This is a genomic window from Cupriavidus necator (assembly GCF_040578825.1).
Taxonomy (GTDB): Bacteria; Pseudomonadota; Gammaproteobacteria; order Burkholderiales; family Burkholderiaceae; genus Cupriavidus; species Cupriavidus necator_E.
The window spans coordinates 20,250-45,046 of the sequence record NZ_JBEFLI010000027.1 but is presented as its reverse complement, the minus strand read 5'-3'; the positions used below and the strand labels follow the sequence as shown (position 1 = coordinate 45,046).

The 24,797-nt window shown below is 68.0% G+C and carries 20 protein-coding genes and 2 pseudogenes; 12 read left to right on the top strand and 10 right to left on the bottom strand.

What is annotated here, in order from left to right; translation table 11 throughout:
- The first annotated feature begins 320 nt into the window (after positions 1–320).
- Positions 321–3,557 (top strand): bifunctional diguanylate cyclase/phosphodiesterase, encoded by a 3,237-nt coding sequence (locus AB1I47_RS15405; RefSeq protein ID WP_354684612.1) that lies wholly within the window; start codon positions 321–323, stop codon positions 3,555–3,557.
- A 206-nt stretch (positions 3,558–3,763) separates the two neighbouring features.
- On the opposite strand, the gene AB1I47_RS15400 is transcribed toward AB1I47_RS15405, so the two are convergent.
- Complete coding sequence (locus AB1I47_RS15400; protein WP_354684611.1) at positions 3,764–4,087, bottom strand: PadR family transcriptional regulator; 324 nt, start codon at positions 4,085–4,087, stop codon at positions 3,764–3,766.
- 576 nt (positions 4,088–4,663) lie between these two features.
- On the opposite strand from AB1I47_RS15400, the gene AB1I47_RS15395 reads away from it, so the two are divergent.
- The 3 genes from AB1I47_RS15395 (at position 4,664) to AB1I47_RS15385 (ending at position 6,234) form a co-directional block, all read left to right on the top strand.
- Positions 4,664–5,590: a DMT family transporter gene (locus AB1I47_RS15395; protein WP_354684610.1), complete on the top strand. Its 927-nt coding sequence runs from the start codon at positions 4,664–4,666 to the stop codon at positions 5,588–5,590.
- A gap of 76 nt (positions 5,591–5,666) precedes the next feature.
- Positions 5,667–5,921: a type II toxin-antitoxin system RelE family toxin gene (locus AB1I47_RS15390; RefSeq protein ID WP_354684609.1), complete on the top strand. Its 255-nt coding sequence runs from the start codon at positions 5,667–5,669 to the stop codon at positions 5,919–5,921.
- Complete coding sequence (locus AB1I47_RS15385) at positions 5,905–6,234, top strand: helix-turn-helix domain-containing protein (protein WP_354684608.1); 330 nt, start codon at positions 5,905–5,907, stop codon at positions 6,232–6,234. The genes AB1I47_RS15390 and AB1I47_RS15385 overlap by 17 nt, the downstream gene beginning before the upstream one ends.
- Before the next feature lie 86 nt (positions 6,235–6,320).
- On the opposite strand, the gene AB1I47_RS15380 is transcribed toward AB1I47_RS15385, so the two are convergent.
- Positions 6,321–6,599 (bottom strand): hypothetical protein, encoded by a 279-nt coding sequence (locus tag AB1I47_RS15380; protein WP_354684607.1) that lies wholly within the window; start codon positions 6,597–6,599, stop codon positions 6,321–6,323.
- A gap of 79 nt (positions 6,600–6,678) precedes the next feature.
- Positions 6,679–7,161: a ferric iron uptake transcriptional regulator gene (gene fur / locus AB1I47_RS15375; RefSeq protein WP_354684606.1), complete on the bottom strand. Its 483-nt coding sequence runs from the start codon at positions 7,159–7,161 to the stop codon at positions 6,679–6,681.
- 694 nt (positions 7,162–7,855) lie between these two features.
- Here fur and AB1I47_RS15370 point away from each other — a divergent pair.
- Genes AB1I47_RS15370 through AB1I47_RS15360 form a run of 3 tightly spaced genes read left to right on the top strand, consistent with a single transcriptional unit; the run spans position 7,856 to position 10,136 of the window.
- Positions 7,856–8,149, top strand: coding sequence for a DUF3649 domain-containing protein (locus tag AB1I47_RS15370; protein ID WP_354684605.1), 294 nt, complete (start codon positions 7,856–7,858; stop codon positions 8,147–8,149).
- Positions 8,149–9,789, top strand: a complete 1,641-nt coding sequence (locus AB1I47_RS15365) for a PepSY-associated TM helix domain-containing protein (protein WP_354684604.1) — start codon at positions 8,149–8,151, stop codon at positions 9,787–9,789. Before AB1I47_RS15370 ends, AB1I47_RS15365 begins: the two co-directional genes overlap by 1 nt.
- Entirely contained in the window at positions 9,786–10,136 is a 351-nt protein-coding gene (locus tag AB1I47_RS15360; protein WP_354684603.1) for a DUF3325 domain-containing protein, read from the top strand. Before AB1I47_RS15365 ends, AB1I47_RS15360 begins: the two co-directional genes overlap by 4 nt.
- A gap of 13 nt (positions 10,137–10,149) precedes the next feature.
- Here the strand turns inward: AB1I47_RS15360 and AB1I47_RS15355 are convergent.
- The 3 genes and pseudogenes from AB1I47_RS15355 to AB1I47_RS15340 form a co-directional block, all read right to left on the bottom strand.
- Positions 10,150–11,389 (bottom strand): annotated as a pseudogene (locus AB1I47_RS15355) (ATP-binding protein); the annotation flags it as partial.
- Positions 11,390–11,432: 43 nt separating this feature from the next.
- Positions 11,433–11,961, bottom strand: a pseudogene (locus tag AB1I47_RS33830) (PAS domain-containing protein); the annotation flags it as partial.
- A 273-nt stretch (positions 11,962–12,234) separates the two neighbouring features.
- Positions 12,235–12,660, bottom strand: coding sequence for a PRC-barrel domain-containing protein (locus AB1I47_RS15340; RefSeq protein WP_354684600.1), 426 nt, complete (start codon positions 12,658–12,660; stop codon positions 12,235–12,237).
- 321 nt (positions 12,661–12,981) lie between these two features.
- Here AB1I47_RS15340 and AB1I47_RS15335 point away from each other — a divergent pair, with 321 nt between their 5' ends.
- Entirely contained in the window at positions 12,982–14,004 is a 1,023-nt protein-coding gene (locus AB1I47_RS15335; RefSeq protein WP_354684599.1) for a DUF1338 domain-containing protein, read from the top strand.
- Between the two features lie 130 nt (positions 14,005–14,134).
- Here the strand turns inward: AB1I47_RS15335 and fusA are convergent, their stop codons facing one another.
- A complete protein-coding gene (gene fusA / locus AB1I47_RS15330) occupies positions 14,135–16,243 on the bottom strand; it encodes an elongation factor G (RefSeq protein ID WP_354684598.1) in 2,109 nt (702 codons plus the stop codon).
- A 305-nt stretch (positions 16,244–16,548) separates the two neighbouring features.
- Here fusA and AB1I47_RS15325 point away from each other — a divergent pair, with 305 nt between their 5' ends.
- Positions 16,549–17,178: a response regulator transcription factor gene (locus AB1I47_RS15325; RefSeq protein WP_354684597.1), complete on the top strand. Its 630-nt coding sequence runs from the start codon at positions 16,549–16,551 to the stop codon at positions 17,176–17,178.
- Positions 17,179–17,251: 73 nt separating this feature from the next.
- Here the strand turns inward: AB1I47_RS15325 and AB1I47_RS15320 are convergent, their stop codons facing one another.
- A complete protein-coding gene (locus AB1I47_RS15320; RefSeq protein ID WP_354684596.1) occupies positions 17,252–18,007 on the bottom strand; it encodes a FadR/GntR family transcriptional regulator in 756 nt (251 codons plus the stop codon).
- A 152-nt stretch (positions 18,008–18,159) separates the two neighbouring features.
- Here AB1I47_RS15320 and gudD point away from each other — a divergent pair, with 152 nt between their 5' ends.
- From gudD to AB1I47_RS15305, 3 genes are all read left to right on the top strand, one after another.
- Positions 18,160–19,509: a glucarate dehydratase gene (gene gudD / locus AB1I47_RS15315; protein WP_354684595.1), complete on the top strand. Its 1,350-nt coding sequence runs from the start codon at positions 18,160–18,162 to the stop codon at positions 19,507–19,509.
- Positions 19,510–19,624: 115 nt separating this feature from the next.
- Positions 19,625–20,641, top strand: a complete 1,017-nt coding sequence (locus tag AB1I47_RS15310) for a Bug family tripartite tricarboxylate transporter substrate binding protein (protein ID WP_354684594.1) — start codon at positions 19,625–19,627, stop codon at positions 20,639–20,641.
- A gap of 117 nt (positions 20,642–20,758) precedes the next feature.
- Positions 20,759–21,760 carry a Bug family tripartite tricarboxylate transporter substrate binding protein gene (locus tag AB1I47_RS15305; protein WP_354684593.1) on the top strand — a complete coding sequence of 334 codons (1,002 nt, stop codon included), beginning with the start codon at positions 20,759–20,761 and terminating at the stop codon, positions 21,758–21,760.
- 218 nt (positions 21,761–21,978) lie between these two features.
- Here the strand turns inward: AB1I47_RS15305 and AB1I47_RS15300 are convergent, their stop codons facing one another.
- Positions 21,979–23,505: an aldehyde dehydrogenase (NADP(+)) gene (locus tag AB1I47_RS15300; protein ID WP_354684592.1), complete on the bottom strand. Its 1,527-nt coding sequence runs from the start codon at positions 23,503–23,505 to the stop codon at positions 21,979–21,981.
- A 106-nt stretch (positions 23,506–23,611) separates the two neighbouring features.
- Positions 23,612–24,526, bottom strand: a complete 915-nt coding sequence (gene kdgD / locus AB1I47_RS15295; protein WP_354684591.1) for a 5-dehydro-4-deoxyglucarate dehydratase — start codon at positions 24,524–24,526, stop codon at positions 23,612–23,614.
- Positions 24,527–24,797: the final 271 nt, after the last annotated feature.

Genomic DNA, 24,797 nt, shown 5'->3' with positions numbered 1-24,797 from the left:
CAAACCGGTGTGGCGGGCCCGGGGGCGGGCGCCGTGGGGCCATGGAGCCGGTATGGCTCGCCGGCAGCCGGCGGATGCAGACGCGCGTCGCGGGGGGGCGGCTGCGATGCAACCCTACCACACCCCGCCGCGGCGGAGCAGGCGGGCAAACCGGGTTTGACAGCGACCCCCGATGATGCGTTGCCCCTGACGTTGCCCCGCCCGGTATCGATCCCGGCCTCAGGGCGGCCCGCGGGGGGTGTGCCGGCAAGGCCTGCCACGGTATAGTGCGCCGTTAATGTGGGTCATTGCGTTGGTGCGCATGCCCGAACCAATCGACCATGAGACTGACTGCGCTTTCCCCTGCCTTGCTGTCGCTGCTGGTCGCGACAGGCGGTGCGCTGCTCACGGCGGGGGCGTGGCGCCAGGCTTTGCGGCTGGAGCACCAGCTCGCGCAGCAGCATTTCGACGTGCTGCTGGGGCAGGCTGGCAGCGCGCTGCGCGAGCGCATGCTGGCGAACGAACGCCTGCTGCGCGGCGTGGCCGGCCTGATGACGGCCAATCCGGCCACTTCGCGCGCGCAATGGCGCAACTATCTCTATACCGCCCAGCTCGACGAGCTTCCCGCGGGTACGCAGTCGATCGGCTACGCACCGCTGGCCTCGCCGAAGCAGGTGCCGCGGCTCGAGGCAGCCGCGCGTGCCGAAGGGCTTGCCGATTACGGCGTCCGTCCTGCGGGCGCACGCGAGCTCTATGCGCCGATCTTCTATATCGAACCGCTGGCTGGCCGCAACGCGCGCGCCGCCGGCTTCGACATGCTGTCCGAGCCGACCCGCCGCGCCGCGCTCGAAGCCGCCCGCGACAGCGGCGAAGCGCGCCTCACGCGCGGGCTGGAACTGATCCGCGAGTCAGAGGCACCGGAGCGCCAGCGCGGCGCGCTGCTGTTCCTGCCGCTCTATGGCGACGGCGTGGCGGTCAGCACCGTGGCGCAGCGGCGCCAGGCGGTGGTGGGCTATGTCTACGTGTCGCTGCGCCTGGGCGACCTGGTGCGGGCGGTGGCCGCGCCGGCGGCGGGCGAGCTGGAGATCTCGCTGTATGAAGGCACGCCGGCGGGATCCGGTGCGCTGTTGTCCGGCGGCCCCACCGAGGGCGAACGCCGTGACGACGGGCTCGTGCCGCTGCTGCAAGGCGAGCGCCAGATCCAGTATGGCGGCGGCACCTGGACGCTGCGCGCGGCCACGCGGCCCGCGTTCGAGGCCGCGTATGGTCCGCGCCAGGCGCGCATGGCGCTGGTCGCCGGCACGCTCGCCACGGCGCTGCTGGCCTGGCTCACTTACGCGCTGGCGCGCCAGCGCAGCACGGCGCGGCAACGCGAGGCGCAGGCGGTCCATGCCTGGGAAGACGACAGCGCGTTGTTGCAGGCCTGCATGGCGCAAGCGGCGGACGGCTTTGTCCTGACCGATGCGCAGGGCGTGGTGATGCGCGCCAGCGAGCGCGCCGGGCAACTCTTTGGCACCGCTGCCGCGGCGCTTGCCGGGCGCAGCTTCGACACGCTGGTGACGGGCGCCACCGGCGTGGTTCCCGGCGGCACGGCGGCGCCGGCGGCGGCGCAGCGCGAACTGACCGGCATGCGCGACGACGGCAGCCGCTTCGCGCTGCGCGCCGGCGCGGCACGGCTGCCGGCGGCCGAGGGCGGCGCCGCGCACTGGCTGTGGGCCATCACCGACCTGGAGCCTCAGCGCCAGGCGCAGCAACGCAGCGCGATGCATGCCGCGCGCTATGCCGGGCTGCTCGACCATGCCAGGTTCGGCGTGATCACCTTCGATGACGATGGCCTGATCACGGGCATCAACCCGGAGGGCGAGCGCATGTTGTGGTACACCGCGGCCGAGCTGGTGGGCCGCATGCCCATGAACGGCCTGCATGTCGCCGACGAGCTGGCCGCCCATGCGCGGGCTCTGAGGCAGGAGCTGGGCGAGCCGGTCCCGACCGGGCTGCCCGCGCTGGTGGCCAAGGCGCGGCTGGGCCTGACCGACGAACGCGAATGGACCTGGGTGCGCAAGGGCGGCTCGCGCATGCCGGTGCAGATGGCGGTGACCGCTTTGTCGGCGGTGACACCTGCGATGGCGGATGCAGCGGGCTCGCTGGCCCCCTCGGCCGCACCTTCGCCCGGCTATCAGGCCATCGCCTACGACCTGACCGAGCGCCGCCGCGTCGACGAATACATCCGCCACCTGGCGCTGCACGATCCGCTCACCGGCCTGCCCAACCGCGCCGAACTGAACGAGCGCGCGCAACCGCTGCTGCTGCACGCGCGCCGCCACGGCGAGCGCGTGGCGCTGCTGCTGCTCGACCTCGACCACTTCAAGCACATCAACGACTCGCTCGGCCACCCAGTGGGTGATGACGTGCTGCGCACCATGGCCGACCGCCTCAAGGGCGCGGTGCGCCAGGGTGACCTGGTGGCGCGCATGGGGGGCGATGAATTCGGCGTGGTGCTGGGCGGCCTGCGCCATGACAGCGAGGCCGAGCTGATTGCCGCCAAGCTGCAGGCGCGCGTCAATGAAGAACTGCAGGCCGGCGGGCAGCGCTTGCGGGTGACGCCGTCGATCGGCATGGCGGTGTTCCCGGACGATGGCGATTCACTGACCGACCTGCTCAAGGCCGCCGACGCCGCCGTCTACGCCGCCAAGCAGGGCGGGCGCGCGCAGCTTTGCCGCTTTGCCAGCGAAATGGCCGAGGCCTCGCTGGCGCGCTTCACCATCGAAGGGCTGCTGCGCCGCGCGCTGGCCGGCAACGAATTCCGCCTGCGCTACCAGCCCATCGTCGATACCGCCACGCTCGCCATCACCGGCGTCGAGGCGCTGATCGGTTGGGATACTCGGGAACGCGGCCCGATGCAGCCGTCGGAGTTCATCCCCATCGCCGAGCAGAGCGGCCTGGTCGCCCCGCTGGGCGAATGGACCCTGGCCACCGCCTGCCGCGAAATCCAGGCGCTGCGCCTGGAACTTGCGTGCGAGATCGAAGTGGCGGTCAATATCTCGCCGCTGCAGCTACGCCAGGCCAATTTTCCCGACACCGTGGCGCGCTGCCTGCAACAGGCCGGCCTGCCGCCGCAGGGGCTGGTGATCGAGGTCACCGAAGGCATCCTGGTGGACGGCGGCGAGACCACCATCGAGACCTTCCGCCGGCTGCGCGAGCTTGGCGTGGGGGTATCGATCGACGACTTCGGCACCGGTTACTCGGGCCTCAACTACCTGACCCGGCTGCCGATCAGCCGGTTGAAGATCGACAAGTCCTTTGTCGACGGCGTGGACACCCCCGGCCACGACCAGGCCGTGGCGGCGGCCATCATCGCGCTGGGGCACCAGCTTCACCTGAAGGTGATTGCCGAAGGCGTCGAAACGGCGGCGCAGTTCGCGTTCCTGCGCGAGCAGGGATGCGATGGGGCGCAGGGGTTCCTGTTTTCGCAGGGGGTGGCGCCGGAAGTGTTGCGGGAGGTGCTGCAGACGGGTTTCCGGCTCTCCGATGCAAAACCGGCAGAGGTGCACGCCACGAGGACTCAAAAAATCGTGTAACGGCCCGATCAGGAGCGACTTCGGCTGGGCCAGCGCCAACCGCGGCCGCATTCTTGCCGAACTGAGCAGGCGCTACGCAGGCAAGGCAGGGAAGACGTAAGCGGGGAGAATCCGCGCAGCGGATGGCGCGGGCGGGCTTCGCAGAAACGGGTACGCTTGCGTGCTGTCAGTGCCGTCATAGCAAGGTGGGATTGGGGGCCGCCGGTTCAGGCCTGGCGCGGCGCTTCATCTGTATCCGGCGCGCCCGCATGCAGGCGACGGTACAGCTCGTCGATGCGCTGGCGGCTGGCCGTCAGTTCTTCGCGTCCGCGTTCGGTCAGCAGGTAGACACGGCCGATGCCGTCGCGCAGCACGCTTTCCAGGTAACCCTCGATCTGCAGCGTTCGCAGCAACGGGCGGATCGTGCCGATGTCGACCTGGAAGCCGTACTCCAGCAGCATGTCGGCAAGCATGGCCACCGTGGCAGGGACTTCAAGGGCGAATTGCAGGACGTAGACGCGGGCAAGCAGGCCAAGGAACTGTCGTTTCATGAGGCTGGGAACGCGGCAGCCGCCGCGCTGGTTGACGCGCATGCGCGGCCCGGATGTTCGGGGTTGCAGACGTTCTGCGGCAGGGTGACGCAGTTGTGACCGGAGTTGTGATGTAGGCAGCCCTGTCCGCGAAGGTTCGGCCCGGAATGGCTTGAGCGCCAATTTGTGCGCAATGCGCTACTTTATTTCGTCGGCACAAAAAAAGAAGCCGCCAGAATCCTGGCGGCTTGTCGGGAATGCGTCGGAGGGGTCAATTAACTCTGGCGCAGACCAGAGTTTAATTTAATCGAATGCGGATTGTCACGTTTCCGTTTCTGGTCCCCCTCCTCCGAAGGGTATTGGTGCAGGCAATTTACGAAAAATGCGCGAGATTTGTGTAGCATCGTGCTCAAAAGAGCCGCTAACAGCGTTGTAGATCCGTCAACGCCATCGAATACTCCGCGGCCCCAAGGGCCTTGCCACACCTCCTGGAACCGAGCACAGGTCCGAAATCGGCTTGCGGCCGCTCCGGGACAAGTGTCAAATCGCGCAACCCTCTTCATGCCTGGCACCGGCCAGCGCACCCCCGATCCGCCAATGAAACCCGCCGATTTCGCCCGTCTGCTAGCGCTGGCCGCCATCTGGGGCGCCAGCTTTTTGTTTATCCGCATCGGCGCCCCGGTGCTGGCGCCGATGCCCACCGCCTTCGTGCGCGTGCTGATCGGCGCTGTCACGCTGGCCGCGTGCCTGCCATTGCTGGGGCTGCGCTGGGACATGCGTGGAAAATGGCGCGCGGTGCTGGTGCTGGGCGTGGTCAATTCCGGCATCCCGTTCGCGATGTACGCGATTGCTGCGCTGTGGCTGCCGGCCGGCTATTCGGCCGTGTTCAACGCGATGACGCCGCTGATGGGCGTGCTGATCGGCGCGGCCGCGTTCTCCGAACGGCTGACACGCGCCAAGGCGCTGGGCGTGCTGCTGGGGGTGGCCGGGGTGGCGGTGCTGACGCGCACCGGCCCGGTGGCGTTCTCGGCCGAGGTGCTGCTGGGCGCGCTGGCGTGCCTGGTCGCGACCGCCTGCTATGGATTGTCGGGCTTCCTGGCGCGGCGCTGGATCACCGATCGCGGCGGTCTGGACAGCCGTCTGGTCGCCACCGGCAGCATGGTGGGCGCTACGCTTTTCCTGCTGCCGTTCTGCGCCGTCTCGCTGTGGCGCCACAATACGCTGCCCGATGCCGGCGCCGGCGTGTGGGCGTCCATGCTGGGGCTCGGCATGTTCTGCACGGCACTGGCCTACATCCTCTATTACCGCCTGATCGCCGATCTCGGCCCGGTGCGCTCGCTGACCGTTACCTTCCTGATCCCGCCGTTCGGCATCGTCTGGGGCGCGCTGTTCCTGGGCGAGGCACTGTCGTGGGCGCATGCGGTGGGCGGTGCGCTGATCGGCGTGGCGGTTTGGCTGGTATTGCGGCCGACGGGTGGGGCGGTGCAGCGGTCTGGGGCTGCTGCGGCGATGGCCAAGCGCTGACTTCTTGCAGATAAGAAAAGCCTTATATTCTTTGCCAAAACGCCGAGCTTGCTTATAATAGGCTTATATTCGAGTGATGAACTCGATATTTTGGACAACGAAGGCCGCCAGGCAAGTCCGGAAACTCGACAGACCGATACGCATCGGCATCCTTGATGCGGTCGAACACCTGGCGCAAATGCCCGACTGCCAGCACGTCAAGGCACTGTCGAATCACGCCTATGGCTATCGGCTCAGAGTCGGTCACTACCGAATTCTGTTCGACTGGGACGGTGCAATAAGAATTGTGGAAATCCAGGAAGTGAGGAAGCGGGATGAACGCACCTATTAGCATCCAGACCATCATCGGCCAGGATGGCCAGCCGGCGTTTGTCGTGATCCCTTATGCCGACTATGTCGCGCAATACGCGCGCGCCACCGCCCTGATCCCGCATGAGGTGGTACGGCGCGTGATGGCTGACGATGTGCCGCCGGTGCGTGCCTGGCGCGAGCATCTTGGGCTTACCCAGGCGGATGTCGCGGCGCGGCTCGGCATTTCACAGCCTGCCTATGCGCAGCAGGAGAACGGCACCCGCCTGCGCAAGGCTTCGCGCGACCGGATTGCCGCCGCACTCGGCATCACTGCAGCGCAACTCGATATCTGAGCGCGAGCCCGGCGCTCGCCTTCCGACGCATCTTTCCATTCAGTCGCGAGTCGCCGCGGTTTTTCCTTCGATTCACTGATCGCGCATCACTGATGCGCAGCCTGCGACCCCGCCACCGCTGCGGCGGCCACGTTGTACTGCTCACGCACCATCATCACCACACGCCGTGCTTGCCGCAGGTGACGCACGGCGTCGGCGTCGGTGCGTTCGGGGAAATCGACTTCGGCGCTCCAGTTGCAGCCGGTATGGTCGGGGCGGTGCACGCATACCGCGCGTAGCTGGCAGTCGTGACAGCCGGGTTCCTGCCGCAGGCACAGGCTGAGCAGGCGTTTGAGTTCGGACAGGGGTTTGGTCAGGCGCTCCATGGATGGCTCCGGCAGGGGCGCGGCAAGCGGTGGCGGGCGCTCTGGCCAGTTGACTCGAGTCCCGCGGGGAGGCCGGTGCTCAGGCCTGCGTGGACAGCGGTTCCGGCGCGCGCGCCGCGTCGGCACCCGCGCGGCATTCCGGGCAGACGCCGTACAGCACCAGCATGTGCTCGCGCAAAACAAAGGCGTTATCGGCGGCCACCTGGCGCTGGCGCTGCTCGATGCCTTCGTCACGGAATTCCTCCACGCGGCCGCAGGCGACGCAGATCAGGTGGTCATGGTGGCCGCCTTCATTGAGTTCGAACACGGCGTGGTCGGACTCGAAGCTGTGCCGCAGCAGGATGTCCGCCTGTACCAGCTGGTTGAGCACCCGGTACACCGTGGACAGCCCGGCGTCCTCGTCCTGCGCGAGCAGGATGCGGTAGACGTCTTCCGCGCTCAGGTGGCGCCGGGCGCTGGTGCGGAACACTTCAAGGATCCGCATCCGCGGCGACGTGGCCTTCAGGCCGGCGCGCTTGAGGTGGATCGGGTCGGGCCTCTCGAATGACATGGCGGATGGCATGGGCTTGCTGCTGCGGCTGGCGCCCTGCCAGGGCAGGGCGGCGCCCGGCCTGGCGCCGCGCGGGCGGCGTCTGTGGCTTGGCGGAATTTCAGGCTGGAAACGCCAGGGCCGGCCAGGCGCTCAGGCCTGTCGTCCCTGGCGGCGCGCCGTGCCTGCACGACGCGCTGCATAAAAAGGCGGCTTGGCTTGCCTGCGGAAGACGCGATCGGGAAAGCGGGGTCTGGTTGCTTTCCCGATCTTCCGAAGACTGGCTACTGCCAAACGCTCCGCGTGACGGAGCGGTCCCCACAAAAGTCGGTGTCGAACGCCGCGCGGCGGCATCCGGAAATCCTTGTCCTGTCAGCTCCCGGGCGAGGCCGCGTACCGCGGCGGCGCTGGATCTGGCCGGCCTGCCTGGCTGGTGAAGCACCGTGCGTCAGGCAGTGATCGAATAGTAAATGGGAATCGATCTCATTACAAGGGGATTTTTTCAAGGCGCCCGCATTTTTTTGTGTTCGCTCCCGGCGTCTCCGCCTGGCCGCAATGTCTGTCCTTGAGAACAATAATGGGAATTGTTATCATTCGTGACGAATTCGTTCTGGTCCAACACCATGTGTAGCAGTCCCGCTCACCGCTTCCGTCGCCGCATCGCACCCATGCCGCTGTCTGCGCTGCCCGTCACGGTCCACGCACGCTCGGCCCGGCGGGTGTCCCGATGAGCAAGCCACACGCACCCGGCTGGCGCTATCGCGCGGGCGTCGCCTCGCGCGCCGTCGCGGCCATTGCGGGCGGCTACCTGCTGGCGGCGCTGGTCACTGCCGCGCTGTCCGTGACCTTGCCGATGGCGCGCCCCGATGCGGTCACCGCCGCTACGCTGTTGTCCTTCGCCATCTATGCCGCCGCGGCAGTGTGGGTCTTCGCGGTGCGCAGCGCGTGGCGCGCATGGGCGGGGCTGGCGTTGCCGGCCTTGCTGCTGTGGGCGGTGCTCGCGGTGGGACGGAGCGCCTGATGCGCGCGGGCTTCAGGCAATCGATGGCGTGGCTGCACACGTGGGCCGGGCTGCTGGTGTGCTGGGTGTTGCTGCTGATGTTCTGCGGCGGCACCGCGAGCTATTTCAAGGAAGAGATTTCGCTGTGGATGCGGCCCGAGCTGCATCGCACCGGACCGGCGGCGAGCGTGCCCCCGGCGCAGGTGGTGGACAATTCGGTGCGTTATCTCAGCCGCGAGGCTCCCGATGCCGCGCGCTGGATTATCACGCTGCCCGACGAACGCCGTCAGTCCGCCAGCGTGCTGTGGCTCTACAAGCCCGCCAACGCGCCGCGCGATGCCGACGGCAAGCCGCGCCGCTTCGACACCCGGCTGCTGGACCCGGCCAGCGGCGCGCCGCTGCAGGCCGCGCGCGAGACGCGCGGCGGCGAGTTCCTGTACCGGCTGCATTTCGACCTGCATTACATGCCGGCCAAGTGGGCGCGCTGGATCGCCGGCTTCTGCGCCATGTTCATGCTGGTGGCGATCGTCAGCGGCGTGATCACGCACCGGCGCATTTTTGCGGACTTCTTCACTTTCCGCCGCGGCAAGGGCCAGCGTTCATGGCTGGACGCGCATAACGCGCTGGCGGTGCTGGCGCTGCCGTTCCATCTGATGATCACCTACACGGGGCTGGTCACGCTGCTGTTCATGTATATGCCGTGGGGCATCGAGGCCGCGTACCGCGGCGACCAGCGCGCGTTCCAGGCCGAGGCGATGCAGCGCCCGCCGCAGCCCACGGCCTCCGGCACGCCAGCCGCACTGGCGCCCGTGGGCGAGATGGTGGCGCAGGCCCAGCGCCGCTGGCAGGGCGAGCCGCCGCGGCGCGTGGCGGTTAACCTGCCGGGCGATGCCAATGCCACCGTGTCCATTACCCGCGCCCAGCCGCATACGCTGGCGCACAACGCGCCCACGCTCGAGTTCTCGGGCACCGGCGGCACGTTGCTGCGCGCCTATGCCGAGGACCCGCCGCCCGCCGAACTGACCCGCAGCGTGATGACTGGTCTGCATATCGCCGGATTCGCCGCGCCGGGCCTGCGCGCGCTGTTCTTCCTGTGCGGGCTGGCCGGCGCGGCAATGGTCGCCACCGGCGCGATACTGTGGGCGGTGCGCACGCGCCAGCAGCAAGCGAAGGCGCTTGCCGCCGGCGCGCGGCCAGGCTTCGGTTTGCGGCTGGTCGAGGCGCTCAATATCGGCGCGATCGCCGGGCTGCCGGTGGCCTTTGCCAGCTACTTCTGGGCCAACCGGCTGCTGCCGGTGGAGATGGCGCAGCGCCCCGAAGCCGAGATCCGCTGGTTCTTCATTGCCTGGGCCGCCTGCGCGGTGCTGGCGCAACTGCGCCCCACGCGCGCGATGTGGCGTGCCCAGCTATGGGCGGGCGCGGTGCTGTTCGGCGGCATTCCGCTGCTTAACGCGCTGACCACCCAGTCGCATCTGGGCGTGACGCTGCTGCAGGGCCGCGGGCCGGCGGCGGTGGCCGGCTTTGACCTGGTCACGCTCGCGCTGGGCATTGCCCTGGGGGCAGCGGCGTGGAAGCTGGGCCGGCGCCAGCCCGCGCCACGGCCGGCGCGCCAGACGCGCGAGGGCGTCGCCAAGGTGGCCGCCGGGCAGGAGGCCGCATGAACGCGCTGGCTGCCTTTGCCCTGTCGAGCGCGGGGTTTGCCGCGCTGGCGCTGTCGCTGGAACGGCACCATGCCGACCTGCACGGCCGCGGCAGCGTGCCATCGCTGCAAACGGTGACCCGGCTAAGGGCAGGCGGTGCATTGGCGCTCGCGCTGGCGTGGTCGGTCCATATCGGCGCCGACGGCTGGCCGCTGGGCACGGTGGCCTGGCTCGGCACGCTGACGGCGAGCGCCTTTGCGGTGGCGCTTGCACTGTCCTATGGGCCGCGTGCGGTGCCGCGCCTGTTGCCTGGCGTGGCTGGCATCGGCGTCGCCGTGCTGGCCGCGCGCTGGCTGCTCGCCGCCTGAGCGCTTTCCTGCCTCAGGGCTTGCCCGTGGCAGTGCTGTCGCTGGCCGCGACACCTGACAGCGCGCCAGAGAGCGCACCAAACAGCTCGTGCGCCGCATACGGCTTGCGCAGCACCGCCACGTCGCCCAGCACCTCGCGTTGCGGCGGCGTCAGCGCCAGCGCATAGCCGGTGGCAAACACCACGCGCAGCTCAGGATGGTGCCGCCGTGCGGCCAGTGCGAGTTCGACGCCCGAGCCGCCCGGCAGCGACACATCGGTCAGCAGCACGTCAACCGCGCCGGCGCGCAGCAGTGCCGATCACGCTGTCGGTATAGCCCGAGGTGAACAGCACGCCGACGCCCGGTATGCGCTCGCGCACCCTGCGCGCCAGCTCGGTGCTGCGCAGCGGGCCCGGCATCACCACGTCGCTGAACAGCAGGTCCACCGGCTCGCCACGCTCGACGAGCGCCAGCGCCCCTGCGCATCGCGCGCGTGCAGCACGTGGTAGCCGAGGCTTTCCAGCATGTCGACCACGGTGGCGCGCACCGCGTCATCGTCCTCGACCACCAGCACGGTTTCAGGGCCGCCGCGCGCATCGGCGGCATCGAGTTCGGTGTCGGGATCCTCGGCCTGCTGCACGCGCGGCAGGTACAGCCGGACCGTGGTGCCGTGGCTGGGTTTGCTGTGGATTTTCACGTGTCCGCCGGACTGGCGGACAAAGCCATACACCATGCTCAGGCCCAGACCGGTGCCCTGGCCTTCCGGCTTGGTGGTGAAGAACGGCTCGAACACGTGTTCCTGCACCTCGGGCGGCATGCCGATACCGGTATCGGTGACCGCCAGCATCACGTACTGTGCGGCGCCCGGCTGCTGACGTGCAAGCTGCGCTGCGGTCAGCTCTTCCAGCCCTTCATCCAGCGACGCGTTGCGTGCCTCGATGGTCAGCCGCCCGTGGCCCTGCATCGCGTCGCGCGCGTTGATCGCTAGGTTCAGCAGGGCGTTCTCGACCTGGAACGGATCGACCAGCGTATTCCACAGGCCGCCGGCCACCACGGTGTCGATCTCGATGCCGTCGCCCAGCGCCCGGATCGTCGCCCAGATCGCGCGCCAGCAGTTGCAGGTTGCCGCCAATCACCTGCAGCAGGTTGTTGAAGTCATGCGCGACGCCGCCGGTCAGCTTGCCGATGGCTTCCATCTTCTGCGCGGTGCGCAGGGCCTCGTCGGCGTGGCGCAGCGCGGCCAGTTCCGTGGTGACGCGTACATCGCCGAGCCCGGCGCGCGCACGCTGCAGCGCGTGGCCGTCACCGGCATCGCGACAACGCGCGCATGGTGCGCTCGCACGCCTCGCGCCACGTGCGCGCGTCGGTGGCGGATGCCGCCACGTCGCGCAGCACGTTGAGCTGGCGCTCGGCCAGCACGCGTTCGGTGTCGTCGCTGTTGGCGCAGATGATGCCGCCGGTGCCGCCGTGGTCATTGGGCACCGGGCTGTACGAGAAGGTGTAGTAAGTCTCTTCCGGATAGCCGTTACGCTCCATGATCAGCAGCTTCTGCTCGACGAAGGGTCCCTTCGGTGCCGGTCATCGCGGTGGCCAGCAGCGGACCGATGTCGGGCCAGATCTCGCGCCAGACCACCGAAGTGGGCTGGCCGAGCGCGGCGGGGTGCTTGCCGCCGATGATCGATTTGTAGGCGTCGTTGTAGAAAAAGTGCAGCGCCTCGCCCCAACCGATCCAGATGGGCTGGCGCGAGGTCAGCATGATGAGGGCGGTCCTGAGGCTGTGCGGCCAGGCCGCGGGCGCGCCCAGCGGCGTGGCGGCCCAGTCGTGCGCGCGGATCAGCGCGCCCATGTCGCCGCCGCCGGCCAGGAAAGCCGGGGCATCAGCGGTTGTCGCTGCAGGCGTGCGCGGGGAGGGATGTTGCGGAGATGGCGAGGGCGTCACGCTGCCGTCGGGTGTCCTCATTATTGTCTCCCGAGCCGCGCCGGCAAGGCGCCGGCCAGTGCGTCTCGCAAGACTTTGCCTAGCCTTGCTCCGCAAAGCAAGCTGCCCGCCGCGGCCGGCAGGGCCTGGCGAGGCGCCGCCCGGGCGCGGGCGGCGGCCGACAGCGGATTTCCGCCGGAATTACAGCGGCGGGCTGACCCAGTACGGATCGCGGCCGTAGTACTCGTGCAGGGACTGGCCCCACTGCGGGTCGGCCATGGATGGCCAGCTATCCTTGTTGAAGCCGGGCGCCGACTTGATCCGGTCCGCCGTCACGGCGATCCGGAAGCACTTTTCGTCGGTGTCCATCACCAGCGCATTCCACGGGATGGCGTGCAGCGTATCGCCGATGCCAAGGAAACCGCCGGTGGTAAGCACCGCGTAGGCAATACGGCCGTGCGGCACGTCAAGCATGATCTCGGAGATCGTGCCTACGTGTTCGCCATCGGACGAATACGCCTTGGTGCCGTCAAGGCTGGAAGCCGCCATGACTTCGGGACCCGGGCCTTCACCCACGCCGGAACCGACGATGGCTGCGCCTTCACTGCTGGGAGGTTGGGTTTGCATGCTGTGCTCCTTGCGAAAAGCGGATCGGAACGCATGGCACGCGCAATGACCATGCCTGCGCCGCAGGCGGCGTGGGGCCGTGCCGCGGCGTAGGGGACGGGCGCTGGCGTGGTAATTCTTTCGCGCGGGTTGCAAAAAAGGCGGTAGGGGCACAGCGCGGCCGGGCGTTCAAGCAGCGCCGCCGCGGGTCGTGCGTCGCATGCACAATGTTGTGCGGAATGCGCGCTTGTGCGCGCCCCGTGCCCGGCCCTATCCTGCCCCGCGGATCGGCGCCATGCTGCCTGCATGGCGCCCGCACTCAGTCCTCACCCATCCGCGCCCATGAATTCCAATATCTCCACACTTCTCACCGCCAACGTCGGCGCCGCCCGCGCCGCGCAACTGCTCGCGCTGGTCAAGCTGCCCGCGGCGCTGCCGCAAGACCCGCAAGGCCGCGCCACCCGTGCCGAAATCGCCCAGGCGCTGAACATGGCACTGTTCGGCGGCATCCTGGAGCGCGTGCCCACCGGCCGCGCCTACACCGACGACGTCGCCGCCGCCGGCGGCAAGGTCACCTTCGACCACGGCGCGCTGCGCACGGTCAAATGGCATGACAACGGCGCCCTGCCCGAAGGCGAGGCCGCCTTCACCCGCATCCTGCGCCCGCTCGGCTACGTGCTCAACGGCACCTATCCGCTGGACCGCATCGGCATGACCGGCCGCTCGTACGCGCATGCCGATGCGCCGGAAGCGATCGCCCAGTTCTTCGTCAGCGAATTCCATCCGGAACGTTTCAGCGAAGCGTTCCGCGCCGCGGTCAGCCGTGTCACCAGCACCTCCACCGACCCGCTGACGCCGCGCGCACAGACGCTGCTGTGGCAGCTGGAACGCGACGGCGCGCTGGATGTGGCGGACGGCGCCGCACTGGTCGGCCTGCTGGTGCCGTGCTTCGAGCGCCAGCATGCCGTGCCGCGCCTGGCCGACTATGAAACGCTGCTGGGTGAGTCGGCCGAAATGGCCTGGATCGCCACCGAAGGCAACGCCTTCAACCACGCCACCGATCGGGTCGACGACGTGTTCGCGCTGGCCGAGCAGCAGAAGCAGCTGGGCCGGCCGATGAAGGACAAGGTCGAGGTGTCGCGCAGCGGCCGCGTCAGGCAGACGGCGTTCCGGGCCGATACCGTGCGCCGCGCCTTCGTCGGAGCGCAGGGCGAACTGGTGGAGCGCGAGGTGCCGGGATCGTTCTATGAGTTCATCACGCGCGATCGCTTCGCTGAAGAAGCGGCGGCGCCCAGGCGTTATGACCTGGGGTTTGATGCGGGGAATGCGCAGGGGATTTTCAAGATGACGGCCGCCGCCTGCTGAATGCGGTGGTGGGCCTGGATGCGCATTAGTTTGCCAGCTGTGTGCGCCCTCTCCGGCTTGCGGGAGAGGGTTGGGGTAAGGGCCGGACGCGTCAACGAAGTCGATCGTACCGGTATGCCGCAGCCGCCCGCTATCCCACCTTCTTCGCCGAAATCACCGCCTCCGCCACATTGGCCGGCGCCTCGGCATAGTGCTTGAACTCCATCGTGAAGGTCGCACGCCCCTGGGTCAGAGACCGCAGCGTGGTCGAGTAACCGAACATCGTTGCCAGCGGCACCTCCGCGCGCACGATCTTGCCCCCGCCGCCGGCAATGTCTTCCATGCCGTGGACCATGCCGCGGCGCGAGGACAGGTCGCCCATGACGTTGCCGGTGAATTCCTCCGGCGTTTCCACCTCCACCGCCATCATCGGTTCGAGCAGCGTGGGCCTGGCGCGGCGCATGCCTTCCTTGAAGGCGATCGAGCCGGCCATGCGGAAGGCATTCTCATTCGAGTCGACATCGTGGTATGAACCAAACACCAGCGTCGCCTTGATGTCGACCACCGGATAGCCGGCCAGCACGCCCGACTGCATGGTTTCCTTGATGCCCTTGTCCACCGCCGGGATGAATTCGCGCGGCACCACGCCGCCCTTGATCGCGTCGACGAACTCGTAGCCGCCGCCATGCGGCAGCGGCTCGAGGTTGAGCACCACGTGGCCATACTGGCCGCGCCCGCCGGACTGCTTGATGAACTTGCCTTCCACGTCCTTGATCGGGTTGCGGATGGTTTCGCGGTAGGCCACCTGCGGCTTGCCGACCGACGCTTCCACGCCGAACTCGCGGCGCATGCGGTCGACCAGGATTTCCAGGTGCAGCTCGCCCATGCCGGAGATGATGGTCTGGCCGGATTCCTCGTCGCTGGTCACGCGAAAGGACGGGTCTTCCTGCGCCAGGCGGCCCAGCGCAACGCCCATCTTTTCCTGGTCGGCCTTGGTCCTGGGCTCAACGGCCTGCGAGATCACGGGCTCGGGGAAGCTCATCCGTTCCAGGATGATGACCTTGTCGGGGTCGCACAGCGTGTCGCCGGTGGTGGCTTCCTTCAGCCCGACCGCGGCGGCGATGTCGCCCGCGCGCACTTCCTTGATCTCCTGGCGCACGTTGGCATGCATCTGCAGGATACGGCCCAGGCGCTCGCGCTTGCCCTTGAGCGGGTTGTAGACGCTGTCGCCCGAGTTGACCACGCCCGAATAGACGCGGAAGAAGATCAGCTGGCCGACGAAGGGGTCGGTCATGATCTTGAAGGCGAGCGCGGAGAACGGCTCCTCGTCGTTGGGATGGCGCTCGGCCTCGCGATCGTCCTCGGTGTGGCCGAGGATGGCCGGCACATCGGCGGGCGACGGCAGGTAGTCGATCACGGCATCGAGCATGCTCTGCACGCCCTTGTTCTTGAATGCGCTGCCGCACAACATCGGCACGATCTCGTTGGCGATGGTGCGCTTGCGCAGGCCGCGCTTGATCTGTTCCTCGGTCAGCGGCTCACCCGACAGGTATTGATTGAGCAGCGTCTCGTCGGCTTCGGCGGCGGCCTCGACCATCTTGTCGCGCCATTCAAGCGCGGTGGCCAGCAGTTCGGGCGGCACCTCCTGGTATTCGAAATGCACGCCCTGGCTGGCATCGTCCCAGACGATGGCCTTCATCTTGACCAGGTCGATCACGCCCTGGAAGTGGTCCTCGGCGCCAAGCGGGATCTGGATCGGCACGGCCCGGCCCTTGAGGCGATCGGCGATCTGCGTCTGCACGCGGAAGAAGTCGGCGCCGACCCGGTCCATCTTGTTGACGAAGGCGATACGCGGTACCGCGTATTTGTTGGCCTGGCGCCAGACGGTTTCGGATTGCGGCTGCACGCCGCCCACCGCGTCGTAGACCATGCAGGCGCCATCGAGCACGCGCATCGAGCGCTCGACCTCGATGGTGAAGTCGACGTGTCCCGGCGTATCGATGATGTTGATCCGATGCTCGGGATAATTGCCGGCCATGCCTTTCCAGAAGGCGGTGGTGGCGGCCGAGGTGATGGTAATGCCGCGCTCCTGCTCCTGCTCCATCCAGTCCATGGTGGCAGCGCCATCGTGCACTTCGCCCAGCTTGTGGTTGACGCCCGTGTAGAACAGGATGCGTTCCGTCGTCGTCGTCTTGCCGGCGTCGATATGCGCGCTGATGCCGATGTTGCGGTAGCGCTCGATGGGGGTCTTGCGGGGCACGTGATCTCTCCAGGATGAATCACCGGCTTAGAGAGTAGCACCACTGGCCATTTACCGTTGCCCTTGTCGTGGGAAGGGGCAGGCACCCTGGTTCATCGGCAGGCGTGCCCTTGCGTCTGAGGCCGCCATAGGGCGCGGCCTGCAATACGTTGCAGAATTCGCCCAACCTCCGCGCCGCCGTGGCTCCCTATACTGGCCGCTGCATCGCAGCGGCCTGCCTGCACGCCGCAGAGCCATCCCACCCCCTTGCAGGGATGCGCTGGTTGTTCCTTCAGCCGATGCCTTCCACGACTACGGAACCAAGCATGACAACCATCCTGATCGTTGACGACCATCCGGCGATGCGGCTGGTGCTCAAGAACCACCTGTTGCAACTGCTCGGCGTGGAAGAGGTGATCGAGGCTGACAACGGACAGTGCGCGATCGAGCTGGTGCGCGCGCGCATGCCGGACCTGGTCTTGCTCGACCTCGACATACCGCGCTCGAGCGGGCTCGACGTGGCGCCACGGCTGCGCGCGATCCATCCACAGATACGCATCCTGGTGGTGACGGCGCTGGACCCGGCGGTGTTCGTCAGCCGCTCATGGCAGGCGGGCGCGCAGGGCTTCGTCAGCAAGACCCAGGACATCAAGGAAATCCTGCGCGCGGTCGAGGCGGTGCTGGCCGGCTATACCGTGTTCCCGGCCATGGGCCGCGACGGTGCGCCGCGCCAGGCCATGTCCGCCGACGAGGAGATGCTGCGGCGCCTGTCCGACAAGGAGCTGGTGGTGCTGCAGATGCTGGCGCGCGGCATGTCGTACAAGGCCATCAGCGCCAGCCTCTTCATCAGCAACAAGACCGTCAGCAGCTACAAGGCCCGCATCATGGCCAAGCTGCAAGTGTCTTCACTGGTAGAGCTGGTCGATTTCGCACGCCGCTGCCGGCTGACGCCGTGAGCGCACGGCGCCTATCTCATTAGACATCGTATGACTAGGCTGGCCAGCCGCGCTTAAGCGGATGGCCAGCCGGTCAGGCCGGGCCGGAGGCCTTGCGCAGCCGTTCGCGGCTGTTGGTCAGGTGCATGCGCATCGCCGCCTTGGCCCCGTCCGGGTCGCGCCGCTCGATCGCGTCGTAGATGTTTTCATGTTCGATATTGACGCGCTCCAGGTACTGCTCGCGCTCGGGCGTGCTGACCTGCAGGCGGCTGCGCGGGATCACCATGGTGCCCAGGTGGCCCATGATGTCGGTGAAATAACGGTTGCCGGTGGCGCGCGCAATGGCCAGGTGGAAGGCGAAGTCGCTGTCCACGGCGTCGTTGCCGGCGCCGGCGTTGCGCTTCAGATCGTCCAGCGCCTGGCGCATCGCCGCGAGCTGCGCATCGGTGCGGCGGGTAGCGGCCAGGCCGGCGGCCTCGGCCTCAAGGCTGACGCGGAATTCCAGCATCGCCATCACGTCCATGGCGGTGCCCAGCGCATCCGGCCCGATACGGAAAGGCGAGGGCGCTTCGGCGGCGCGGGCCAGCACGAAGGTGCCGATGCCATGGCGCGTTTCTACCATGCCGCTGGCCTGCAGCCGCGACAGCGCTTCGCGCACCACGGTGCGGCTGACACCCATCGACGCCATGATCTCCGACTCGGTCGGTAGCTTGTCGCCCGGCTTGAGCTGGCCCTGGCGGATGTCTTCACCGAGGGTTTGCACCACTTCCTCGGCAAGCGTGCGGCCGCGGCGGCGCAGCGGCGCGGGAGTGACAGGCGGGGCGGACTGTACAGGCGTGGAGTTCGGCATGGCGGATACGGGCGGGGTTTCCCGGACTTGACCGGGTCGAGATGCCCTCATTATACTGGGTTATCAGTCATACGATGACAGATAACATACGCAACATGTGCCGGGTGAACGAAACTGCGCCCGACATGGAAATGCCTGGAGACACCCCCGAAATGACCCAATCCGCCGCCGCTCCCACCCATACCCCGGTAGTCACCGAGCTCACCGTGGTCCCCGTGGCCGGGCACGACAGCATGCTGATGAACCTGTCCGGCGCCCATGGCCCGTACTTCACGCGCAATATCGTGATCCTGCGCGACAGCGCCGGGCATACCGGCGTGGGCGAGGTACCGGGCGGCGAGGGCATCCGCCAGACGCTGGAGGATGCGCGGCCGTTGCTGGTGGGCCAGCCCATCGGCCAGTACCAGGCCCTGCTGAACCGCGTGCGCGCCACCTTTGCCAGCCGCGATGCCGGCGGCCGGGGCCTGCAGACCTTTGACCTGCGCATCACCATCCACGCCGTCACCGCACTGGAAGCGGCGCTGCTCGACCTGCTCGGCCAGCACCTGGAGGTGCCGGTGGCGGCACTGCTGGGCGAAGGCCAGCAGCGCGACGCGGTGGAGATGCTGGGCTACCTGTTCTATATCGGCGAGCGCCAGCGCACCACGCTGGACTACCGCACCGAGCCCGATGCCGACAACGACTGGTTCCGCCTGCGCAATGAAGTGGCGATGACGCCGGAGGCGGTGGTGCGCCTGGCCGAGGCCGCCTACGAGCGCTACGGCTTCAACGACTTCAAGCTCAAGGGCGGCGTGCTGCGCGGCGAGGAAGAAATGGAAGCGATCCTCGCGCTGGCCGAGCGCTTCCCCAAGGCGCGCATCACGCTGGATCCCAACGGGGCCTGGTCGCTGGCCGAAGCGGTGCGCCTGTGCCGCGACAAGCGCGGCGTGCTGGCCTACGCCGAAGACCCGTGCGGCGCCGAGGACGGCTATTCCGGCCGCGAGATCATGGCCGAGTTCCGCACCGCCACCGGGCTGCCCACCGCCACCAACATGATCGCGACCGACTGGCGCCAGATGGGCCATGCGGTGCGGCTGCAGTCGGTCGACATCCCGCTGGCCGATCCGCATTTCTGGACCATGCAGGGCTCGGTCCGGGTGGCGCAGATGTGCGCCGAATGGGGGCTGACCTGGGGTTCGCACTCGAACAACCATTTCGATATCTCGCTGGCGCTGTTCACCCACGTGGCCGCGGCCGCGCCGGGGCGCGTCACCGCCATCGACACCCACTGGATCTGGCAGGACGGCGAGCACCTGACCAAGGCGCCGCTGAAGATTGAGGGCGGCCTGGTGCAGGTGCCCAAGACCCCGGGCCTGGGCGTGGAGCTCGACATGGATGCGCTGGCACGCGCGCACGCGCTGTACCAGAGCAAGGGACTGGGCGCGCGCGACGACGCCGCCGCCATGCAGTTCCTGATTCCGGGCTGGAAGTTCAACAACAAGGCGCCCTGCATGGTGCGCTGACGGCAGCGCGGCAGCGATGCCGCGAGGCGCGCCCAACCAACCAGACAAGCGGCAGGGCCGGCGCCGTCATAGTCAAGCCGGCCATCCCTTAGAAGAGATTTTGCAGGAGACAACGATGTTTTCATCCCAACGCAGCGGCGCCGCGCGCCTGCACAACTGGCTGCATGCCTTTGCTTTCGGCTCCATCTTCGTCGTGGCGGCCCTGACCGCCGGTGGCGCGGCCGCGGCGCAGGACTGGCCGCAACGTCCGGTCTCGGTGGTGGTGCCGTTCCCGGCCGGCGGCTCCAGCGACACCATCGCGCGCATGCTGACCCAGCCGCTCAATGAAAAGCTCGGCCAGCCCTTCGTGGTCGACAACAAGCCTGGCGCCACCGGCGCGATCGGCGCGACCTTCGTCAAGCGCGCGCCGGCCGATGGCTACACCATGATGGTGGCCTCCATCGGCGTCTTCGCCGTCAACCCGTTCCTGCAGAAGAACCTGGCCTACGACCCGGCCAAGGATTTCGACCTCCTGACGGTGGCGGTGCGTGCGCCCAACGTGCTGGTGGCCAAGCCGGAGTTCCCGGCCAATACGGTGCAGGACCTGGTGGCGTATATGAAAAAGAACCCGGGCAAGGTCAGCTTTGCCTCGTCCGGCGCGGGCTCGTCCGATCACCTGACCGCTGCGCTGTTCTGGCAGAAGAGCGGTACCGACGGCCTGCACGTGCCCTACAAGGGCGGCGCGCCGGCGATCTCGGATCTGCTCGCCGGCCAGGTCGACGTGTCGTTCCAGAACATCAACGCGGTGCTGCAGCACGTCCGCACCGGCAAGCTCAAGGCGCTGGCGGTGACTTCCGACAAGCGCTCGGCGGTACTGCCCAACGTGCCCACCATGGCCGAAGCCGGCGTCAAGGAAGTCGAGGTCTACTCGTGGCAAGGCGTCGCCGCGCCGCGCGGCCTGCCCGCCGACGTGAAGACCCGCCTGCACGGTGCGCTGGTGTCGGCGCTGAACGATCCCAAGATGCGCCAGAAGCTGTCCGAAAACGGCTTTGAAGTGGTCGCCAACACGCCGGAGCAGTTCAACCAGTTCGAGGCGCAGGAGCTGCAGCGCTGGAAGAACGTGATCGAGAAGGGCCGCATCGTGCTGGACTGAGCGCGACCGCAACCGCAATCTCAACCGCAACCAACCTACTTGCCGACCGCGCCGGCCGCCGCACACACGCTGTGCCGCGCCGGCGCCCGCGCAACACAACAATGGAGACATCGCATCATGACCCAGGGACGCCGTAGCTTCCTCAAGCAGACTTCCGCGCTGGCCGCGGGTATCGCCGCCGGCCCGCTCGCGGGCCTGTCCACCGGCGCACACGCCGCGCAGCAGGCCTGGCCGACGCGGCCGATCCGCCTGGTGGTGCCGTACACCGCCGGCGGCTCGTCCGACATCGTCGCGCGCCTGATCAGCAAGCAACTTGGCGAGGCACTGGGCCAGTCCGTGGTAGTGGACAACAAGCCGGGCGCCAACGGCAACGTCGGCGCGGCGCTGGTGGCGCAGGCCACCGACAACCACACGCTGATGCTGTGCGATATCGGCGCGCTGGCGATCAGCCCGTCGGTCTACACCAAGCTCACGTTCAATATCGCCAAGGACCTCAAGCCGGTGACGATGCTGGCCTACTCGCCGCACCTGCTGGTGGTGCATCCGTCGGTGCAGGTGAACAGCGTGAAGGAACTGGTGGAGCTGTCCAAGCGCAGCCAGCTCAATTTCGCGGTGACCGCGATCGGCAGCGCGCCGCACCTGGCTGGCGTGGCGGTGGAGCAGGCCACTGGCGCCAAGTGGCAATACGTGCCGTACAAGGGCGGCTCGCAGGCGATTGCCGATACCGTCGGCGGCAGCGCGCAGGTGCTGATGAACGGCATGCTGGCCACGCTGCCGCATGTGCAGTCGGGCAAGCTCAAGGTCATCGCCCAGTCCAAGCGCACGCGCATGCCGCTGCTGCAGAACGTGCCGACCATCGCCGAACAGGGCGTGCCGAATTTCGAGTCAGGCACGTGGCAGGGCGTGATGGCGCCGGCCAGCATGCCGGATGCGCTGGTGGCACGGCTCAGCGCCGAGCTGATCAAAATCATCCGCGCGCCGGAGCTGCGTTCGCAACTGGTGGCGCAGGGGGCTGAAGTGGTGACGATGACGCCGGCTGAAACCGGCAAGTTCTTTGTTGCCGAGCAGGCGCGGTGGGCTGGCGTGGTGAAGCAGGCGGGGATCAAGCTGGAGGCTTGAGCGCGAGCTTGCGGCCGGCCATGCCGGCTGTGCCTCACCGCAGCAAAAGGCACAAAACGCCCTCAGTCCGAGGGCGTTTTGGGGTTTACCAACCTTTGCGGAGTAGTAGTGGCGCAGTGGCAAAGGGCTAGCTCACTGCGAGCCAGATTGAAGCCACCATCGCTGGTGATCGCACCCCTCTCCCGCGCGCGGGAGAGGGGTGCAAACCGCCGGCGGGATTATCCCTTCACCGCCTCCGGCAACAACGCCTGAGGCAGATTCTGGTAACAAACCGGCCGCAAGAACCGGTCAATCGCCGTCGCCCCCACAGACGTAGACCGCGCATCCGAAGTCGCCGGGAACGGCCCGCCATGCACCATCGCATAGGCGACTTCCACGCCGGTAGGATAGCCATTGCACAGCACGCGTCCGGCCTTGCGTTCCAGCACCGGCAGCAGGCGGCGCGCGGCGTCGTGATCGGCGTCGTCGAGCTGCATGGTTGCCGTCAGTTGCCCTTCGAGCTGGCGAGCCAGCACGAGCAATTCCTCCAGGTCGCGGCAGGCCACCAGCACCGTCGACGGGCCGAACACTTCGGCTTGCATCCGGTGGTCGGCCAGGAACTGCGCCGCGGTGGTTTCGAACATCACCGGACGGGCCTGGTTCACGCCCGTGGCGGCGACACCGTCGCCGATGCGCTGCAGCCCCTCCAGCGACGACAACTGCGCCACGCCCTTTTCATACGCAGCGTGGATGCCAGGCGTCAGCATCGTGGCCGCCGGCTTGCCCGCCAGTGCGTCGAGCGCCGCGGCGCGGAACTGTTCCAGCGCCGGGCCTTCGATGCCGATCACCAGGCCAGGGTTGGTACAGAACTGGCCGACGCCGAGCACCAGCGAGTCCACCAGTTGCCGGCCGATCTCGGCGCCGCGTGCCGCAAGCGCGCCCGGCAGCAGGAACACCGGATTGATGCTGCTCATCTCCGCATACACGGGGATCGGCTGCGGCCGGCTGTTGGCCGCCTGCATCAGCGCCATGCCGCCCGAGCGCGAACCGGTGAAGCCCACTGCCTGGATCGCCGGATGCGACACCAGCGCCGTACCCACGACATTGCCCGCGCCGAGCAGCAGCGAGAACACGCCTTCGGGCAGGCCCGCGTCCTGCACCGCTTTCTGGATCACGCGTCCGACCAGCTCGGACGTGCCCAGGTGCGCGGAGTGCGCCTTGACCACCACCGGGCAGCCGGCGGCCAGTGCCGAAGCGGTGTCGCCGCCGGCCACGGAGAAGGCCAGCGGGAAGTTGCTGGCGCCGAATACCGCCACCGGGCCGATGGCGATGCGTTGCATGCGCAGGTCCGGGCGCGGCGGGTTGCGCTCGGGCAGCGCGGGGTCGAAGGTGGCTTGCTGCCAGCGGCCTTCGCGCAGCACGGTGGCGAACAGGCGCAGCTGGCCGGCGGTGCGGCCGCGCTCGCCCTGCAGGCGCGCGAGCGGCAGGCCGCTTTCCAGGTGGGCGCGCTCGATCAGCGTATCGCCCAGCGCTTCGATGCCGGCGGCGATAGCCTCGAGGAAGGCCGCGCGCTGCTCGGGCGTGGTGTTGCGGTAGGTGTCGAAGGCGGCTTCGGCCAGCGCGCAGGCGCGCTCGACCTCGGCCTGGCCGCCGCCGTGGAAATCGGGGCCCAGGGCTTCGCCCGTGGCCGGGTTAAGAGCCTGCAGCAGGGATTCGGTGCCGCGCACGGCTTGCGCGCCGATCAGCATGTCGCCGGTGATGTGCATGGGAGGATTCCTTGTCAGCGTAATTTGTGTGAGAACAAGCGGAACAAGCCGGCCGGAGGGCAATGTGCCCCGCGGCCGGCCTGTCGAGGTGCAATGGCAGGACGGATTACTGCGGGCCGAGCTTATTGATCAGCGTGCCCAGCATTTCCATTTCCTCATCGGTCAGGTCCGTCAGCGGCGCGCGCACCGGACCGGCGTCGCGCCCGACCAGGCGGGCGCCGGCCTTGACGATGCTCACGGCATAGCCGGCCTTGCGGTTGCGGATGGCCAGGTACGGCAGGAAGAAGTTGTCGATCAGGCGGCCGACGGTGTCGTGGTCGTCCGCGGCGATGGCGCGGTAGAAGTCCATCGCGGTCTTTGGGATGAAATTGAACACCGCCGACGAGTACACCGGTACGCCCAGCGCCTTGTAGGCCGCGGCATAGACCTCGGCCGTGGGCAGGCCGCCCAGGTAAGAGAAACGGTCGCCCAGCTTGCGGCGGATGCTGACCATGGCCTCGATATCGCCCACGCCGTCCTTGAAGCCGATCAGGTTGGGGCAACGGTCGGCCAGGCGGGCCAGTTGTGTGGCGTCCAGCTTCGAGTTGGCGCGGTTGTAGACGATCACGCCGATATCCACCGACTTGCAGACCTCTTCCACGTGGGCGGCGATGCCGTCCTGGCTGGCTTCGGTCAGGTAGTGCGGCAGCAGCAGCACGCCGGCGGCGCCCAGGCGCTGGGCTTCCTGCGCGTAGGCGATGGCGGTGCGGGTGGGGCCGCCGGCGCCGGCCAGGATCGGCACCTTGCCGGCACAGGTCTTGACCGCGGTGTCGACCACGGCGGCGTAGTCGGCCGGGGTCAGCGAGAAGAACTCGCCGGTGCCGCCAGCGGCGAACAGCGCGGTGGCGCCGTACGGGGCCAGCCATTCCAGGCGGCCGGCATAGGGCTTCGCGGCAAAGTTGCCGTTGCGGTCGAAGTCGGTGACGGGGAACGAGAGCAGTCCTTCGGAGACGATTTGCTTGAGTTCGTTGGGTGCGAGCATTGGCGAATTCCAGATCGGGCCCGGGGCCCAGGGTGGCGGTTGTCGGTCAACCCGGTCCTGCGGGACAATCGAGTTATCAGTCATCGTACGACAATGAGCGCAGAATGGCAATAGTGTGGCGGTGCGTTGCGGGTTGACCGGGATTTGGCCTGGCCGAGCACTTTGCCAGGTTGTAGGACAACGTAATTCGACGAGTGGCGCAAACAGCATACCGCTGCCGCCCTCCCCCTCAGGAAATTTTGAAACACCCATGCAAACGCGCCCGGTGCAT